Annotated in this window: 17 protein-coding genes; 7 read left to right on the forward strand and 10 right to left on the reverse strand. The window is 38.2% G+C overall.

Annotated features, from left to right (window positions below; all coding sequences use genetic code 11):
* From L3V46_RS10830 to fdx, 6 genes are all read left to right on the forward strand, one after another.
* Positions 1-1,218 carry an IscS subfamily cysteine desulfurase gene (locus L3V46_RS10830; protein WP_004720627.1) on the forward strand — a complete coding sequence of 406 codons (1,218 nt, stop codon included), beginning with the start codon at positions 1-3 and terminating at the stop codon, positions 1,216-1,218.
* Positions 1,219-1,328: 110 nt separating this feature from the next.
* Positions 1,329-1,715, forward strand: a complete 387-nt coding sequence (gene iscU / locus L3V46_RS10835; RefSeq protein WP_004720629.1) for a Fe-S cluster assembly scaffold IscU — start codon at positions 1,329-1,331, stop codon at positions 1,713-1,715.
* A 45-nt stretch (positions 1,716-1,760) separates the two neighbouring features.
* Complete coding sequence (gene iscA / locus L3V46_RS10840) at positions 1,761-2,081, forward strand: iron-sulfur cluster assembly protein IscA (protein ID WP_034610390.1); 321 nt, start codon at positions 1,761-1,763, stop codon at positions 2,079-2,081.
* Positions 2,082-2,181: 100 nt separating this feature from the next.
* A complete protein-coding gene (gene hscB, locus L3V46_RS10845) occupies positions 2,182-2,697 on the forward strand; it encodes a Fe-S protein assembly co-chaperone HscB (RefSeq protein WP_004720634.1) in 516 nt (171 codons plus the stop codon).
* Between the two features lie 65 nt (positions 2,698-2,762).
* Positions 2,763-4,622, forward strand: a complete 1,860-nt coding sequence (gene hscA / locus L3V46_RS10850) for a Fe-S protein assembly chaperone HscA (RefSeq protein ID WP_239045688.1) — start codon at positions 2,763-2,765, stop codon at positions 4,620-4,622.
* 15 nt (positions 4,623-4,637) lie between these two features.
* A complete protein-coding gene (gene fdx, locus L3V46_RS10855; protein ID WP_004821379.1) occupies positions 4,638-4,976 on the forward strand; it encodes an ISC system 2Fe-2S type ferredoxin in 339 nt (112 codons plus the stop codon).
* A gap of 100 nt (positions 4,977-5,076) precedes the next feature.
* Here fdx and L3V46_RS10860 read toward each other — a convergent pair whose 3' ends face one another.
* The 9 genes from L3V46_RS10860 to L3V46_RS10900 form a co-directional block, all read right to left on the reverse strand.
* Entirely contained in the window at positions 5,077-6,525 is a 1,449-nt protein-coding gene (locus L3V46_RS10860; RefSeq protein ID WP_004720640.1) for an adenylate/guanylate cyclase domain-containing protein, read from the reverse strand.
* A gap of 54 nt (positions 6,526-6,579) precedes the next feature.
* Entirely contained in the window at positions 6,580-7,014 is a 435-nt protein-coding gene (locus tag L3V46_RS10865; RefSeq protein ID WP_004720642.1) for an HIT domain-containing protein, read from the reverse strand.
* Between the two features lie 229 nt (positions 7,015-7,243).
* Positions 7,244-10,705 carry a transcription-repair coupling factor gene (mfd, locus tag L3V46_RS10870; protein WP_154129758.1) on the reverse strand — a complete coding sequence of 1,154 codons (3,462 nt, stop codon included), beginning with the start codon at positions 10,703-10,705 and terminating at the stop codon, positions 7,244-7,246.
* A 295-nt stretch (positions 10,706-11,000) separates the two neighbouring features.
* Positions 11,001-11,357, reverse strand: a complete 357-nt coding sequence (locus tag L3V46_RS10875; protein WP_035370969.1) for a hypothetical protein — start codon at positions 11,355-11,357, stop codon at positions 11,001-11,003.
* Between the two features lie 109 nt (positions 11,358-11,466).
* Complete coding sequence (locus tag L3V46_RS10880) at positions 11,467-12,408, reverse strand: Dyp-type peroxidase (RefSeq protein ID WP_004720648.1); 942 nt, start codon at positions 12,406-12,408, stop codon at positions 11,467-11,469.
* Positions 12,409-12,590: 182 nt separating this feature from the next.
* Positions 12,591-13,073, reverse strand: a complete 483-nt coding sequence (locus L3V46_RS10885) for a DUF6678 family protein (protein WP_343212650.1) — start codon at positions 13,071-13,073, stop codon at positions 12,591-12,593.
* Positions 13,074-13,124: 51 nt separating this feature from the next.
* Entirely contained in the window at positions 13,125-13,910 is a 786-nt protein-coding gene (locus L3V46_RS10890) for a glutathione S-transferase N-terminal domain-containing protein (protein ID WP_239045689.1), read from the reverse strand.
* Between the two features lie 42 nt (positions 13,911-13,952).
* Positions 13,953-14,465, reverse strand: coding sequence for a ribonuclease E activity regulator RraA (rraA, locus tag L3V46_RS10895; protein ID WP_239045690.1), 513 nt, complete (start codon positions 14,463-14,465; stop codon positions 13,953-13,955).
* A 12-nt stretch (positions 14,466-14,477) separates the two neighbouring features.
* Positions 14,478-15,143 (reverse strand): nucleoside-diphosphate sugar epimerase, encoded by a 666-nt coding sequence (locus L3V46_RS10900; protein WP_239045691.1) that lies wholly within the window; start codon positions 15,141-15,143, stop codon positions 14,478-14,480.
* 213 nt (positions 15,144-15,356) lie between these two features.
* Here L3V46_RS10900 and rpsT point away from each other — a divergent pair, with 213 nt between their 5' ends.
* The gene (gene rpsT, locus L3V46_RS10905; RefSeq protein WP_004720657.1) at positions 15,357-15,623 is read left to right on the forward strand and encodes a 30S ribosomal protein S20; all 267 of its coding nucleotides are present in this window, start codon (positions 15,357-15,359) and stop codon (positions 15,621-15,623) included.
* A gap of 153 nt (positions 15,624-15,776) precedes the next feature.
* Here the strand turns inward: rpsT and ispF are convergent, their stop codons facing one another.
* Positions 15,777-16,268: a 2-C-methyl-D-erythritol 2,4-cyclodiphosphate synthase gene (gene ispF / locus L3V46_RS10910; RefSeq protein ID WP_004720660.1), complete on the reverse strand. Its 492-nt coding sequence runs from the start codon at positions 16,266-16,268 to the stop codon at positions 15,777-15,779.
* Positions 16,269-16,349: the final 81 nt, after the last annotated feature.

A 16,349-nucleotide genomic window follows, 5' to 3' on the forward strand; every position in this document is an offset into this window, starting at 1 on the left:
ATGAAACGTCCGATTTATCTTGACTATGCAGCAACTACGCCTGTTGATCCTCAAGTAGCAGAACGCATGATGGAGTGTTTAACCTTTGATGGTACATTCGGTAATGCTGCTTCTCGCTCACATGCTTATGGATGGCAAGCTGAAGAAAAAGTTGAATATGCACGTGAACAAGTCGCAAATTTAGTAAAAGCTGATCCACGCGAAATTGTCTGGACTTCTGGTGCTACTGAATCTGATAACCTTGCCCTTAAAGGTGTTGCTCAGTTTTACGGTTCTAAACGCAAACACATCATCACAAGTAAAATTGAACATAAAGCAATTTTAGATACTTGTCGTGAATTAGAAGAAGAAGGTTTTGAGATTACCTATCTTGAACCTGAACCTAAAACGGGTTTAATTACCCCAGAAATGGTTCAAGCTGAACTTCGTCCAGATACGTTACTTGTTTCATTGATGATGGTGAACAATGAAATTGGTACTGTGACAGATGTTGCTGCAATTGGTGAGTTAACACGTGCCAATAAAACCTATTTCCATGTAGATGCCGCACAAGCTGCAGGTAAAGTTGAAATCGATCTTTCGACCATGAAAGTTGATTTGATGAGCTTCTCAGGTCATAAGGTTTATGGACCTAAAGGCATTGGTGCTTTATTTGTACGCCGTAGCCCACGTGTTCGTATCAAAGCACAAATTCATGGCGGTGGTCATGAACGTGGTATGCGCTCAGGTACACTTGCAACCCATCAAATCGTCGGTATGGGTGAAGCATTTGAACTTGCTGGTAAATCTTTACAAGCTGAACAAACACGTTTACGTGTACTCCGTGACAAACTCTGGAACGGTTTACAAGATTTAGAACAAGTCTTCTTAAATGGCCACCCTGTATACAATGTTGCAAACTACTTAAATGTTAGCTTCAACTTTGTTGAAGGTGAATCATTGATGATGGCGTTAAAAGATGCTGCTGTATCTTCTGGTTCAGCATGTACATCTGCAACACTTGAACCTTCTTACGTACTTCGTGCCCTCGGTCTTTCTGACGAGTTAGCACATAGTTCAATTCGTTTTAGCTTTGGTCACTATACGACTGAAGAAGACATTGATCATGTAATTAAGATTACTAAAGCTGCTGTTGAGAAATTGCGTGAGCTTTCTCCGCTTTGGGATATGTACAAAGAAGGGATCGACTTAAATTCAGTTGAATGGGCTGAACACTAAGTTCCTTGAAATCAAAACGCGGCATTTTATTGAAAATCAGTAAAATGCCACCAAATTAGATTGTAGAAATACATATTATCAACGCTGACCCCGAGGTTTGGAGAAGCAACATGGCTTATAGCGAAAAAGTAATAGATCATTACGAAAATCCTCGTAATGTTGGTGTGTTGGATAAAAATGCAGAAAATGTTGGTACAGGTATGGTGGGTGCACCTGCATGTGGCGATGTAATGCGTTTACAAATCCAAGTGAATGACAGTGGTGTAATTGAAGAAGCTCGCTTTAAGACTTATGGCTGTGGCTCTGCAATTGCGTCTAGTTCACTCGTAACCGAATGGTTAAAAGGTAAAACGCTTGACGAAGCACAGGCGATTAAGAATATCGACATCGCAACTGAACTTGCACTTCCTCCTGTAAAAGTACACTGTTCTGTACTTGCAGAAGATGCAATTAAAGCTGCTGTTGAAGATTACCGTAGCAAGAAAACTAAAGCCTAATATCTGTTCGTCAAATTTAGCAGATGATTTTTTAACGGAGTTTTCATGATCAATCTAACTGAAAATGCTGCAACTCATATCAGCAATTACTTAAAGAATCGCGGTAAGGGTGAAGGTATTCGTCTTGGTGTGAAAACTTCAGGCTGTTCTGGCTTAGCTTATGTACTTGAGTTTGTTGATGATATTGACACTCATGATCAAATGTTCGAGCAGTTTGGTGTAAAAGTTTTTGTAGACCCAAAAAGTTTGGTTTATCTCGATGGTATGGAAATGGACTATGTTAAAAATGGTCTCAATGAAGGCTTCGAGTTCAATAACCCAAATAAAAAAGGTGAATGTGGCTGTGGTGAATCTTTCACTGTATAATCTGCCCTGCTTTTTCTCATGTTAAAACAGTGTCTTGCACTGTTTTAATCACATTTAATTACACCGTTTTCCTGTAAAACATCGTGGATGAGTATCTCCCATGAGTCATTTTGAGTTGTTCGATCTCCCGGAAGCACTCGATATTGATTTAGCGACATTAAAAGCTAATTTCCTAAAACTACAACAGCAATATCATCCTGATAAAGCTGAAGATAAAGACAAAGCTTTGATTAAATCAAGTGAAATTAATCAGGCATATAAAGCTTTATCCAATGTAGACAGTCGTGCTGCTTATCTACTGTCACTCAAAAAGCAAGATCATCACTTAGATCAATCAATTAGTGATTTTGAGTTCTTACAATCTGCTTTAGAAATTCGTGAGCAGCTTGATGAAGCAACCAATACCGAACAATTGCATTCTTTAAAAAAAGAAGTCCAACAATGGATTGATGGCTTAGTTCGTGAATTCAAAATTGATTTTGAGGATGAAGATTGGGCTGAAGCACGTGACACGGTGCGCAAGTTACGATTCTTTCAAAAAGTCATGAATGATATTGATAAAGCCGAAGATCAGCTTTTAGATGATGAAGATTTTAGTTTAGATGATGATTTCTAAATTTTAACTTTCATTATATGTTTTACCCGAATTTGTTTTTAGTTTTTATTTTAAGGATGTGACAAATGGCACTCTTGCAAATTGCTGAACCAGGACAATCAAGTGCGCCACACGAACACCGTATTGCGATTGGTATCGACTTAGGGACAACCCATTCTCTTGTTGCTACGGTATTATCAGGCAAAGCCAAAGTACTGAACGATGAGCAAGGTCGCGTGTTACTTCCTTCTATTGTACATTATTCTAAAGATTCAACCGAATATGGCGATGCAGCAAAACCGTTTATTACTGCTGACCCTAAAAATACCATTGTTTCTGTTAAGCGCTTTATGGGTCGTTCTAAAGCAGATGTTAAATTTCAACACCCTTACACGCTTGCGGGTGCTGATAATGAAATGCCAGCATTTGAAACAGCGCAAGGTCGTAAAACACCCGTAGAAATCTCCGCAGAAATTTTAAAACAACTGAAAGATCGCGCTGAACAAAGCTTAAGCAATCCGGTGAATGGCGCTGTGATTACGGTTCCAGCCTACTTTGATGAAGCGCAACGCCAAGCCACACGTGATGCAGCTGAACTCGCGGGTTTAAATATATTACGCCTGCTCAACGAACCTACCGCTGCGGCTGTTGCATATGGCTTGGACCAAGAAAGCAATCTAACAACAGACCGCAACTATGTCATTTATGATTTAGGTGGCGGTACATTTGATGTATCTATTTTGCGTTTTTCTCAAGGTGTGTTTGAGGTTTTAGCCACAGGCGGTCATACCGCACTGGGTGGTGATGACTTAGATCGCCTTATTGTGAAATGGGCAAAAAAACAACTCAATATTGAAACTTTAGATGATGCAGAATATGCACATTTTATAGTTTCTGCGCGTAAAGCCAAAGAAGCACTTAGTGATGCAACCTCTGTTGATATTAAAGTTCTAACACATCATCTCACGCTAGATCGCACAACATTTGAAGAAATCATTCAAGTGGCATTAGATAAGACGATCAATGTGTGTAAACGTGTCATGCGTGATGCAAAACTTGAACTCGATGATATTCAAAATGTAGTTCTTGTTGGTGGTTCAACCCGCTCTTATGCTGTACAGAAAGTGGTACGTGAAGTATTTAAGCAAGAACCACTTTGTACCATCAACCCTGATGAAGTTGTGGCGATTGGCGCTGCGATCACTGCGAATCAGCTCATTGGAAATTCTAAAGATGGTTCATTACTGTTAGATGTTACCCCGCTGTCACTTGGCCTAGAAACCATGGGCGGTTTGGTTGAACGTTTAATTTCACGTAATACAGCCATTCCTGTTGCACGCCGTCAAGAGTTCACCACCTATCAAGATGGTCAAACTGCCATGTTGATCCATGTCTTGCAAGGTGAACGCGACTTAGTTGAGCATTGCCGCAGCTTAGGTCGTTTTGTATTACATGGTATCCCACCAATGACCGCAGGTCAGGCACGTATTGAAGTCACTTTTCAGGTCGATGCAGATGGCCTGCTTACTGTTTCAGCCAAAGAAACCACATCAGGGGTCAATGCGCAAATCGACATTAAACCTTCTTATGGATTGTCTGAAACCGATACTGAACGTTTGCTTTTAGAAGGTTATAAATTCGCTGAAGAAGATAAAAATCTTCGCCATCTCAATGAAACTAAAGTTGAAGCACAGCGTGAACTTGAAGCCTTAACACAGGCATTAAAGGTTGACTCCAATCTGCTCAGTACTGAACAACTGACTGCACTCACCCAAGCTGCTGAAGTTTTAAAAGCTCAGCTTGAAACAAACGATATCAAATCGATTGAGCATGCTGTTGAACAGTTAAAAACTTATAGCGATGCCTTTGCTGCAGAACGCATGAATCAACACATTGATCATGCACTGAAAGGCACCAAACTTGATGATTGGTCTAACTCAAACTAATTTAAGGTAACGACTATGCCACGTATTAAAGTACTACCTCATGCAACAATTTGTCCAAATGGTGCTGAGTTTGAAGTTGAACCAAACGCCAATCTGTGCCAAAGCTTGCTCGATAATGGTATTAAAATCGAACATGCCTGTGATATGTCTAAAGCATGTACCACTTGCCATGTGATTGTACGCAAAGGCTTTGATGAGCTCGAAGAGATGGATGATGTTGAAGCAGACTTACTTGATCGTGCTTGGGGCTTAGAACCCGATTCGCGTCTATCTTGCCAAGTTAAAATCACAGACGAAGATATGGAAGTTGAAATTCCAAAGTATACAATTAACCACGCTTCTGAAAACCACTAGGTTGCTTTTCATCTAAGCAAAAAAACCACTCTTATGAGTGGTTTTTTAATGTCTTGATAATTTTTAATGGCTTAGGCATTTAATTTAATATTTAAGGATTTTACAAATAATTTGAGTTGACTTCATCTTCAATATTAAGTTTTGCAACGCCTTGAGAGTTGGTAAGTTTTTGCTGAACCTTAATCCGTTCTACCATTTTTTCCAATACTTCAACCAGCTCTGGGTATTCAAAGTTTTGCACTTCTTCTAAATTCAGCACCAAATGGAAGCCTTTATATTCATAATCAAACCATTGTTGATTTTCATTCTTGGTCGCTGAATATTTTTCCATCACTTGCCAAGTGCGTACCTTACCTTGAATCCCTTTCAGCTCAATCGGAGTTTTTGGTGCACAGAGATAATCATTTTTAATCAGCTTATAGGTTTCATCTGAAACCAGAATTTCATCGATATCCGCAGCATATTGCAAACGCGCGGCTAAATTTGCATCACGCCCCACAATGGTATACGCCATACGATGCACAGCACCATAGTTCCCAACGTGGCAATAACCGGTACTTACCCCCATACGAATATGCAAAGGTGCATAGCCCATTTTCACCCAACGTTCACGGAGAAATTTCATCTGCTGGCGCATTGCAATGGACATATCAATACAGTTTTTCGCATCCTGCTCCACACCTTGTGAATCAGGATCACCAAAGAAAATCAGGATTGCATCACCCATAAATTTATCAATGGTTGCACCATATTGTTTGGCAATTTCAGTCATATGACTTAAATAGTCATTTAATACAAAGGCCAAATCATCTGGAATCAAAGTTTCTGATAATTCTGTAAATCCTTGAATATCAGAAAAGAAAACCGTCATTTTTTTACGTTTATATTCAATCTTGGCTTCTGTATCACCACGCATAATCGCCTGCCAAAGCTGTAATGGCGCATAACGACTGAGTTGATTTGACAACTCAATATAACGATTCATTTCATTGAAATAGGTGTTTTTCTTGGTTTCTACACTTTTGATACGGCGATTTTGATAATAATTTCCGATGTTTACAAACAAAATGATGCTAATAAAAGACAGGACTGATAGCTCTGGGCTAGTTTGCTGAAAATAATCATAAAAACCAAAGATAAAAATAATATTGGTATAAAACACAACAAAGGCAACTAAAATTGCCAGAGAGCCCATCATAAATGAAATTTTGTTGTTAATCGCTGTATAGATCAGTGCAAATAACAATACAAAAGTTACCACGAGGCTTAAATGTACAGCTGCCAATGCGGTAGAAACTACGATGACATCAATTAAGAAATAGATGTTTTTCCGAATTTTAGAGCCATATGAATATTCTAGCCAGCGCGATAGCTTAGGGCTAACAATAAAAATAAAGCCTATAAAAAAAGGAACATAAAATTGATAATTTGCAATTGGGGAGGTGAAATAATAAACCATGACCACCAAAGCAATAATCAAATACCCCATAAATCGCTGGAATATCTCAAATTGCTTTGGCTCTTTATCTAACATACGTTCAAATGGCAAAATATTTTACCTCGAATGTCATTTTATTAAACACTTCCCTTGTGCTGTTTACACTTAATCCATACGCCAATCGAATGGCATCTCACCTTGACCACGTAGCGCCAACATCAGTGTTTGACGCATGTGAGCTAATACTTCATTGCTATAAGGAACTGCTTGCAGGCCAAATACAGGTTTAGGCCAAGCTACATCATTCTGATAACGAACTACATGATGAAAATGTAATTGCGGAACCATATTTCCAAGTGCAGCGACATTCATTTTATCTGCACGAAAAACACGAGAAAGCTGACTAGACAACCAGCTTGATTCACGTAAAAACTGCTCTTGGTCAGCTTGACTTAGTTCATATAACTCAGTGATACCAGGAACACGTGGAATAAGAATCAGCCATGGGAATTGCATATCATTCATTAAACGACATGTTGAAAGCGGAAAATCGCCTACAAAAAAAGTATCTTGAGCAAGTTGTGGATGCAAACTAAACATATCTTTATAAATGACGCAAAATTAAAAGGATGGCTAATACTAACACATCGGTTTTCGTGTGAATATTGGTTATCTTGTGTTTTGGTACAAATAAACACAGTTTGTTTTGAACCTGATCACAATTACACTTTAAAGAATCACAGAATTTTTTCAAGTGATTTACCTGAAAAAATTCATAAGCACTTTTAATCTCAGATTGAGCATTTTTTAAGCTCAAAATCCTGATAAATTAACGCTTTAATTCTGTCAGTAAATTGTTTAACAAATCCTGAATAAACTGAATTCGCTTGTCATTTTCTTCAAGCATCACCATCACTTTTAAACGTTGTCCACCTTCCATACGGAACCAAGTTGGATGCTTCTGCATGAGTTGAATAATACTGATCGCTTGCACAGGTGTATCAGGTGAAAATTCGATCACCCCACCATTAGCCCCAATATCAATTTTGGTAATTTCTAAGGCTTCGGCCTTAACCCGAATTTGATGAACACTAAATAGTTGTTTTACTGGTAATGGCGGCACACCAAAGCGATCAATCAGCTCCATACGGATATTGTCAAGTTTATCCTGAGTATCGGTATTACTAATACGTTTATAGAACATAAGACGCTGATGTACATCACCCAAATATTCATCTGGGATCAAAGCAGGCATATGCAGGGTAATTTCAGAAGTAAGTGAAAGTGGTGTATCAAAATTAGGGGTCTTGCCCTGTTGAATTGCTTTGGTCGCTTTGGCTAACATTTCCATATATAGGCTATAACCAATTGCATTCATTGAACCGCTTTGTTGTTCACCCAGTAATTCACCAGCCCCACGGATCTCTAAGTCTTCCGTAGCCAGCATAAAGCCAGCGCCGAGATTTGAAGCTCTCTGAATGGCATCTAAACGTTTTTCGGCATCACCTTTAAGGCCTTTAATCGATGGCACCATCAAATATGCATAGGCTTGGTGATGGGAACGTCCAACACGACCACGCAATTGATGTAATTGTGCTAGGCCGAGTTTGTCTGCACGTTCAATAATAATCGTATTGGCATTGGGAACATCAATTCCCGTTTCAATAATCGTTGAACAGACCAGCACGTTAAATTCTTTGTGATAGAACTGTTGCATGATTTGCTCAAGTTCACGTTCACGCATTTGACCATGCGCAACCGCGACACGCGCTTCAGGTACAAGTTGACGAATATTTTCCGCAGCGCGTTCTATGGTATCTACTTCATTGTGCAAGATATAAACCTGACCACCACGTAACAATTCTCGCAGAATTGCCTCTTTCATGGTTTCATTGGTTTGTTCATTGACAAAAGTTTTGACAGCTAAACGACGTGCAGGCGGTGTGGCAATAATTGAAAGATCACGCATTCCGCCAAAAGCCATATTCAAGGTACGAGGAATTGGTGTTGCAGTTAAGGTTAACATATCAACATCTGCACGCATGGCTTTGATACGCTCTTTATCACGTACCCCAAAACGATGTTCTTCATCGACAATCATTAAACCTAAGTTTTTAAACTGCACATTTTCCTGAAGAATTTTATGTGTGCCGATGACAATATCAACTTTACCATCGATTAAATCATCAATGGTTTTGGTATGACTTTTATTGGTTCCAAAACGCGAAAGTACCTCTATACGAATTGGCCAATCGGCAAAGCGATCTTTAAATGATTCAAAATGCTGTTGCGCCAATAAGGTGGTAGGTACTAAGACAGCCACTTGCCTATTATTTTGAACAGCAACAAATGCCGCGCGCATCGCCACTTCCGTTTTACCAAAGCCAACATCACCACAAACCAGTCGATCCATTGGTTTGGCTTGTTGCATATCATATAAGGTCGCTTCGATGGCATTGGCCTGATCCAGTGTTTCCTCATAAGCAAAACCACTGGAAAATTGCATATATGCACTTTGATCCAGCTCAAAGCTAATCCCAGGTTTAGACTGACGGCGTGCTTGAATATGTAATAATTCAGCTGCCACATCATGAATCTGTTCAAGTGCTTTACGTTTTGCTTTATTCCATGCATCTGTACCCAATTTATGTAATGGCGCTAAATCAGGATCACCACCACTAAAACGGCTAATCAGGTGTAGATTGGTCACAGGAACATACACTTTTGCATCATCTGCATAGTTTAATTGCAGAAACTCATAGTCTTGTTCATCAATATTTAAGGTGACTAAGCCTGCATAACGCCCAACACCATGATCAATATGCACCACTGGCGCACCAATATTGAGTTCCGTTAGACTTCGGATCAGAAACTCTTCTGAAACCTCTTGTTGACGTTTTCTACGGCGCTGTACTACACGGTGTTCATACAGTTGGTTTTCAGAAATAACCGATAGATCATTGCTGATGACCAATCCACGATCCAAAGGCGCATTGGTAATCGCGACAGAGAAATTAGATTGTTGAAATACAGCAAAACTTTCAACAACTGGAATTTCACCTAAACTTGCACGTAAAGCATCTTTTAAAGTTTCACGGCGTCCAGCACTTTCAGCCACCAGTAATACAGGATGATTGGCCTCATCCACATACTGCTTCACTGCTTTAAATGGTTGGTCTTGTTTAGGGTCTACAGGCAATCGTGGTGGTAATTCAACCGACAAATTGATACAGCCTGCTTTTAATTCAATGGCTTCTGTTGAGGCAATAATTCTTGAAAATTGATTTAAATACTCAAACAGTTGATTCGGTTGTATAAAAATTTCTTCAGGTGGTAATAGCGGTTGATCAGCATTATGGCGTCGGTCTTCGTAACGACGCATCACATCTGTCCAAAAACTCAACAATCCTTCGTCAATGTGCTTATCTGTAATGACAATCGCATTGCTTGGTAAGTACGATACCAAACAACTTTGTGTTTGCATGGCTTGCTGTGAAAAGAATAATGGGAAGTAGAAATCTAATCCTGGAGAAGCAATGCCTTCTAACACATCTTGATAAATTGGGTTTTTCTTGGGATTTGCAGTTGGAAAACTTTCTGCATAACGATCACGAAATGTTGAACGCGCTTCTTTTAACGGAAATTCTTTTGCAGGAAGTACGGTAAAACGCTCTAACTTTGTTGTTGTTCTTTGGGTTTCAGGGTCAAAGAATTTTAAACTGTCTATTTCATCATCAAATAAATCAATACGAATAGGTGCATTTTGCCCAGAAGCATAAATATCCATGATGCTACCACGTACCGCAAACTCACCATGGTCATAAACGGTATCAACCAGATGATAACCCGCCTGAACCAGTTTTAATTTTTGTTGTTCTAATGCAAATTTCTGACCAACGCGTATATCAAAATGCTCACCCAATACCCATGATGTAGGGGCAACACGTTGTGCCAAGGTGGTTGCAGAGACTAATAAAATACCTTTTTGTGGCATATTGGAAAGTATCGACAGTCTTTCAGAGACAATATCTTGGTGCGGAGATAAACGATCATATGGCAATATCTCCCAGTCTGGAAATATTGTTGGTTTTACCCCATAAAATTCTAATTCACTTTCCAACTGTCCCAAGTGCTGATTATTTTTTGCAACCAATACAAAGAGCTGATCCGATTTCTCTGCGATCTCCTTAAACAATAAGGCTGCAGATGAACCGAGCATTGTGCCAATCCAACGTTTTTCGCCTGCTTTCAGTTGTTTTAAATTGAGGTCAGAGATTTCTTGTTTAAACATAATCGCATAGGGTCTAAAAGACATGAGCAATAGTTTAACATGATGACTTTATTCAGTTGAGTGATTTTGTTTATTCTATTTATCTGTGCAGTGACTCAACAGCAGCATTTTCTTCATCAGGATAGAATTCACATCAGCCTCAAGACAAACTCACAGGATTATAGGCCTATGGAAGCTCTTGCAAATGAATTGAGAATAGTCATTTGTATAACAGAAAAAAACTAAGCAACATCACACATTATTCTTTGGTGAAATATTCTGATTCCACTAAATGTTATCCATGCCTTAAGTTGATTTATTTTTCTCGTTTAAACGCTTTATAATAATCATTGAGTTTTCGAATAATTTCTTTAAATTGTTTTAAATTTTCTTCTGTATTGCCAAGTCGTTGCACATAGTTGTTTGTCGCGATTTCTAAATCAATCTTTTCATTGATCAAAATTGTTTTATAGAACAAAGCCTTTAAATCATCAAAATTATTGAGTTTTCGGTTAGAAAAGTATTCCAGCCGTTCAGATAACTCACGATTTAAAACAATACCATCTACGATAAAACCATGCTCAGCATCAATTTGAATATTATTTTCTTGTAGAAAAACTTGTTCAGGACCATTTTTATTACCCTTAAATAATGCTGCAATTTTATCAAACATCATTAAAACTCAATCAAATCAAAGCTTCATCATAACAAAGATGACAAAAGTTCGCAGTAAAAGGCCGTTTTAAAACGACCATTTACCTGAAGAACATAAACCATCAGCGTTATTCGTCACCCAAATCATCTAAGAAGTCGACAGTAGGTACAAAGAATAAGGTTCCTGTCACTGCTGTACTAAAATCTAATAAACGATCTAAATTACCCTCTTCATCACCTTGAAACATATGCTCTAACATTTGTCGAGTCACACTAAATTTGCGTGCATAACCAATAAAGAAGGTGCCATATTCATTTTTAGATGGATTTGAGAACGGCATATTTGCACGCATGATTTTAATTTCATTACCATCGGCATCATGCGCCTTACTCACCACATTGTGTGCTGTTTTAGGCTTTACATCATCACTCAGTTCAACATCATTAAACTTTTTACGTCCGATGACTTTTTCTTGTTCTTCATCACTGAGCGCACGCCACTTGTCCATATCATGCATATATTTTTGAATAAATGCATAACTGCCACCTTTAAAGTCTGGATCTTCATCACCCACCAGTGCATATTCAGCTGCAATTTCAGGCTCTGGGTTTTCTGTCCCATCAACAAAGCCAATAATCGCTCTACCGTCAAAATATCGAAAACCATTCACTTCATCCACTGGATAACTTACGGCTTTTAATTGCGTATTGATCATATCTGCCATTTCAAAACACAACGCTTGACGATCAGCACGAATATGGAAAAACAAATCGCCTTCTGTTGAAACAGCCGTATATTTTGGCCCTTTAATTTCTTTAAACTGTTCTAATTCTTGTGGTTTAGCCTGATCAGGAAATAAACGTTCCCACGCATTTGCACCAAATCCCATGACTGCACTAAATTGTGCATCTGGATAACGGTTTGTTAAACTACGTGTTAATGCTGAAAAATTTGCTGCAAAATCGATTACTGTATCTATTACTTCAGCCCCAAGCCTTAATCCTAAAACAATAAATAAGGCATTTTCCCCTGGACGATTCATAACAGGTTGAATTCGAGTTGAAGTCATAATTTATCTCAAAATATTCTATTGGTTACAATCTAACATAGGCTGTTTTAAAGCTTAAGTTTTTATCGTTAACAATCCACTAATTCACAATATTTATATGAATAGAAATGTTGCGAAAAATGATTAAAGCAATCAGTTTTGACTTATTTGTTCAGACACCTCTATTGTGATTTTTTTTAAAATTACTTTGAGTAATAAGCATAAATTTTAAAACAACTGTTTTTTTCATCAAACATAATATTCAAATGCTGCAACAAAGTACGAAATTGATCTGTTTGATCTAAAATCAAATCACTGATCAATCGTCCTCTCGGTTTGCTCAGCATAGGCTTTACCATTAAATATTCAATTGCAATAAATACAGGCATAGCATCGTGATAGAAAGGATGCCAATCACCCAAATACCACGGAATTTTCTTCACAAATTGATCTTCAGCTTGTAGATCTTTATTTTCAGTCACCAATTTGACAATAAATGCAGGTGGAAAATCCAAGTCTGTCATTGCATACAGAAGTTTGAGCCATTTTGAATCACTCATACAAGATACCAACTGCCGTTGATGCACGACCTGCTGAATTTTCAAAATATACTTTATATAGCCTTGGTCAGTCTTTAAAGTATTTATATGATTTCGATATTCAAGATAGTTTTCTTGTAAACCCACATTTATCCTTCAATTAAAAGCACCTATGTTAGGTGCTTTTAACACATAGAGTTAACCATATTGTTTCTGTAAATAAGATACGATTGCTGCTGACTCAAAGAGTTTTTCACCTGTATTTGGATCTTCTAAATAAGGCACTTGAATGTCTTGCTTTGCGCGGTCCATAACTGGAATAATTTTTTCACGTTTGCCACCGACCAAAGGAATATATTTACCGGGTTTTAAACGTAAAACTGCTGGCCCTAGATCTTGCCAACACTCTTTCGCCACATTATGAAAAATAAATGGAATTTCTAATTCAGTTAACACAGCACGCACAACACGTGTATAAGGACTTGCTTCAAACCCCCATAATTCCAATAATTGCGCTGGACTTGCACGATCAACAATTTTTTTATTAACCCAAACCCCACGTGCACCATTAATAATGGTTCCCACCATAGCGACCGTTGGGTATTTAGGATAATGAGAATATTTCTTTGGTGTTTTGCCTGTTTTACCATAATGCTTAAATAAGTAATCAACAATCTTTTGCGATTCGTACATTGCTGTTCCCGTATTTTCATCAATGAAATACGGAAAACGCAATTTCCCCCCTTTTTCTTTTACAACCTGACGATATTTAGTCCCACCTTTAGGGCATGGATAGACTTCATAATCCAAATTGAGCAAGGTCATTACTTCTCGTACACGGCGGCAAAATGGTGAACCTTCAAACTCATATAACTTTAAAGCCTTTTCTGGCTGGTTTGGAAACGGAGTTCCTGTTACACCACGGCCTCCCTCAGTCAGTGATGAAGCCAAAGCTTGTACAACTTTAATTTGATGATGCACCATTTTATACCCCCTAGATGATTGTTTTCGCTTAAATAAAGCTTTTTATAAATCCACTAATTTTTCTTTTGAAACCACAATGCCATTGTTATCTGCATAGATATATTCACCAGAATTGAAAGTGACACTACCAAAATACACAGGAATATCGACCTCACCTATGCCTTTACGATTGCTTTTTTGTGGAATTGAAGCCAATGCATGGACACCTAGATCAAGTTCAACTAGTGCATCTACATCACGTACACAGCCGTAAATCACTACACCATTCCAGTGATGCTTAACCGCTGACTCTGCAATCATGTCACCCATCAAGGCACAACGCATGGATGCTCCACCATCGACAACCAAAACCTTGCCTGTTCCATCTGTAGCAAGTAACTCTTTCACTCTTGAGTTATCTTCAAAACACTTGACTGTCACGATTTGACCACCAAAGGTTTTACGCGCCCCATAACTTCTAAAAAACTTGCCATCTAGAGATGGAATCAAGGTTTGGATGTCTTGGTCTGGATGATCATCTAATAAATCACAAGTTACAAAAGGTACTATAGTCACGTTATCACTCCATTATTTGCTATTTTGTATACGCAAATTATCATAAATTTCAATTTTTTGAGTTTGTGTTTGAGCAGCCTCGACCATAGTATGAGCCACTTGTTGTGCTGTCACTGGCTTATATTTAAAAGAATTGGGTACCAAATGCGAAAATTTACTATACAGCTTTTGCGTTACGTCTTCTAAGAATCGCTTTTCATTTCGTTCGCCAAGGAGTAACGATGGGCGAATACTAGAAAAACGATATAAGTTCAACTTTTGTATATAGTCCTCAAGTTCACCTTTCACTTGATTATAAAAAATTGGCGAGCTGGCTTTTGCCCCCATCGCACTGATTAAAAGTAAATGGGTTTCAGTCATTTCAAATAAATCTGCAAAATGCGCATTGATCTCAAAATCAATATTATAGAAAGCTTCTTTAGAACCTGCCTTTTTAATGGTCGTTCCCAAACAACTGAATGCATGAGTGTAACCGCTGACATCTTGATCATTGAGTAGAAGGAAATCATCCAATACAAATTGTTCAACTTTTTTAAATTTTGAAAAGTCGGGATTTTCTCGTCGCACAACAACTGTAATTTTTTCACAATCAGCCAATAAATTGAGCTGTTCAATGAGACGCTGCCCCACTAAACCTGTTGCTCCAATCACAATCGCATTTTTTATCGAATTAGTCATTTTTTAAACAATCTCCTAGATTTATTACTAATCTAACGTTTTATTTCAAATTTTTCTTCAACAAAAATGTTGTCAAAGCATGTCAACACTTGACTTTACTGGCCTCTTTAATCACAATATGGCACTTGTTTACGGGCTGGTGATAATCCTCTGATGTGGTTTTCAGATGTGGTTTCAGCCCGCCCAGACCCATCTAATTCAAGGAGTGCACGAGTGGCAAACTCTGCTCAAGCAAAAAAACGTGCTCGTCAAAACGTTAAAGCACGTAAACACAACGCAAGCTTGCGTTCAATGGTACGTACTTATATCAAACGCACAATCGCTGCTATCGCTACTGGTGAATATGCTGCCGCAACTGAAGCTTATAAAGCTGCAGTTCCAGTTATTGACCGTATGGCGGATAAAGGTATCATCCATAAAAACAAAGCTGCTCGTCACAAGAGCCGCTTGAATGCACAAGTTAAAGCGTTAGCTAACTAATTTTTGCATGTGAAAAGAGCCCTTTAAAGGGCTTTTTTTGTAGCTAAAATTTGACTATAACACTTTAAAATCGGAAAACATCAAAACTTATCTACCACCGCATCAATATTTCTCAGTAGATAGATAAGTAAGAGTTCTAAACTATAAAAATAATTATTTTGCTAAATGAGAAATTAAGACTGTTGCAGTGGATAAAATACCTTCCTGACGACCAGTAAAGCCCAATTTCTCTGTGGTTGTTGCTTTAACACTAATTTGAGTCACATCAACATCTAACACATCTGCAATACTTTGACGCATTTCCAAATTGTGTTTGGCTAATTTAGGCCGTTCACATGCCACAGTAATATCAGCATTATTTAATTTATAACCACGGTCTAAAATTAATTGATAAACATGTTTTAAGAGCTTACGGCTATCCGCACCTTTAAATTCAGCATCTGTGTCTGGGAAATGCTGTCCAATATCCCCTAAAGCCAATGCACCCAATAAAGCATCACATAATGCGTGTAATACGACATCACCATCAGAATGTGCTTTTAAACCATGCGTATGTGGAATTTGAACGCCTGCCAAAGTTACAAAATCACCTTCTTCAAAAGCATGTACATCCATTCCCTGCCCAATACGAATCGGTATGATCATTCTTAGCTCCTTTTGCAGTTTTTAAAATTTAAAAATCTTGTATTCGTACTTTCTCTTTCGCTATAGTACGTATGCAAACAT

This window comes from Acinetobacter sp. AG3, from assembly GCF_022343575.1.
GTDB classification, from domain to species: domain Bacteria; phylum Pseudomonadota; class Gammaproteobacteria; order Pseudomonadales; family Moraxellaceae; genus Acinetobacter; species Acinetobacter guillouiae.

Excerpts from the sequence above, each read along its gene's own strand:
- L3V46_RS10830 (WP_004720627.1), top strand. The coding sequence starts at position 1 with ATGAAACGTCCGATTTATCTTGACTATGCAGCAACTACGCCTGTTGAT.
- iscU (WP_004720629.1), top strand. The coding sequence starts at position 1,329 with ATGGCTTATAGCGAAAAAGTAATAGATCATTACGAAAATCCTCGTAAT.
- iscA (WP_034610390.1), top strand. The coding sequence starts at position 1,761 with ATGATCAATCTAACTGAAAATGCTGCAACTCATATCAGCAATTACTTA.
- hscB (WP_004720634.1), top strand. The coding sequence starts at position 2,182 with ATGAGTCATTTTGAGTTGTTCGATCTCCCGGAAGCACTCGATATTGAT.
- hscA (WP_239045688.1), top strand. The coding sequence starts at position 2,763 with ATGGCACTCTTGCAAATTGCTGAACCAGGACAATCAAGTGCGCCACAC.
- fdx (WP_004821379.1), top strand. The coding sequence starts at position 4,638 with ATGCCACGTATTAAAGTACTACCTCATGCAACAATTTGTCCAAATGGT.
- L3V46_RS10865 (WP_004720642.1), bottom strand. The coding sequence starts at position 7,014 with ATGTTTAGTTTGCATCCACAACTTGCTCAAGATACTTTTTTTGTAGGC.
- mfd (WP_154129758.1), bottom strand. The coding sequence starts at position 10,705 with ATGTTTAAACAAGAAATCTCTGACCTCAATTTAAAACAACTGAAAGCA.
- L3V46_RS10875 (WP_035370969.1), bottom strand. The coding sequence starts at position 11,357 with ATGTTTGATAAAATTGCAGCATTATTTAAGGGTAATAAAAATGGTCCT.
- L3V46_RS10880 (WP_004720648.1), bottom strand. The coding sequence starts at position 12,408 with ATGACTTCAACTCGAATTCAACCTGTTATGAATCGTCCAGGGGAAAAT.
- L3V46_RS10890 (WP_239045689.1), bottom strand. The coding sequence starts at position 13,910 with ATGGTGCATCATCAAATTAAAGTTGTACAAGCTTTGGCTTCATCACTG.
- L3V46_RS10900 (WP_239045691.1), bottom strand. The coding sequence starts at position 15,143 with ATGACTAATTCGATAAAAAATGCGATTGTGATTGGAGCAACAGGTTTA.
- ispF (WP_004720660.1), bottom strand. The coding sequence starts at position 16,268 with ATGATCATACCGATTCGTATTGGGCAGGGAATGGATGTACATGCTTTT.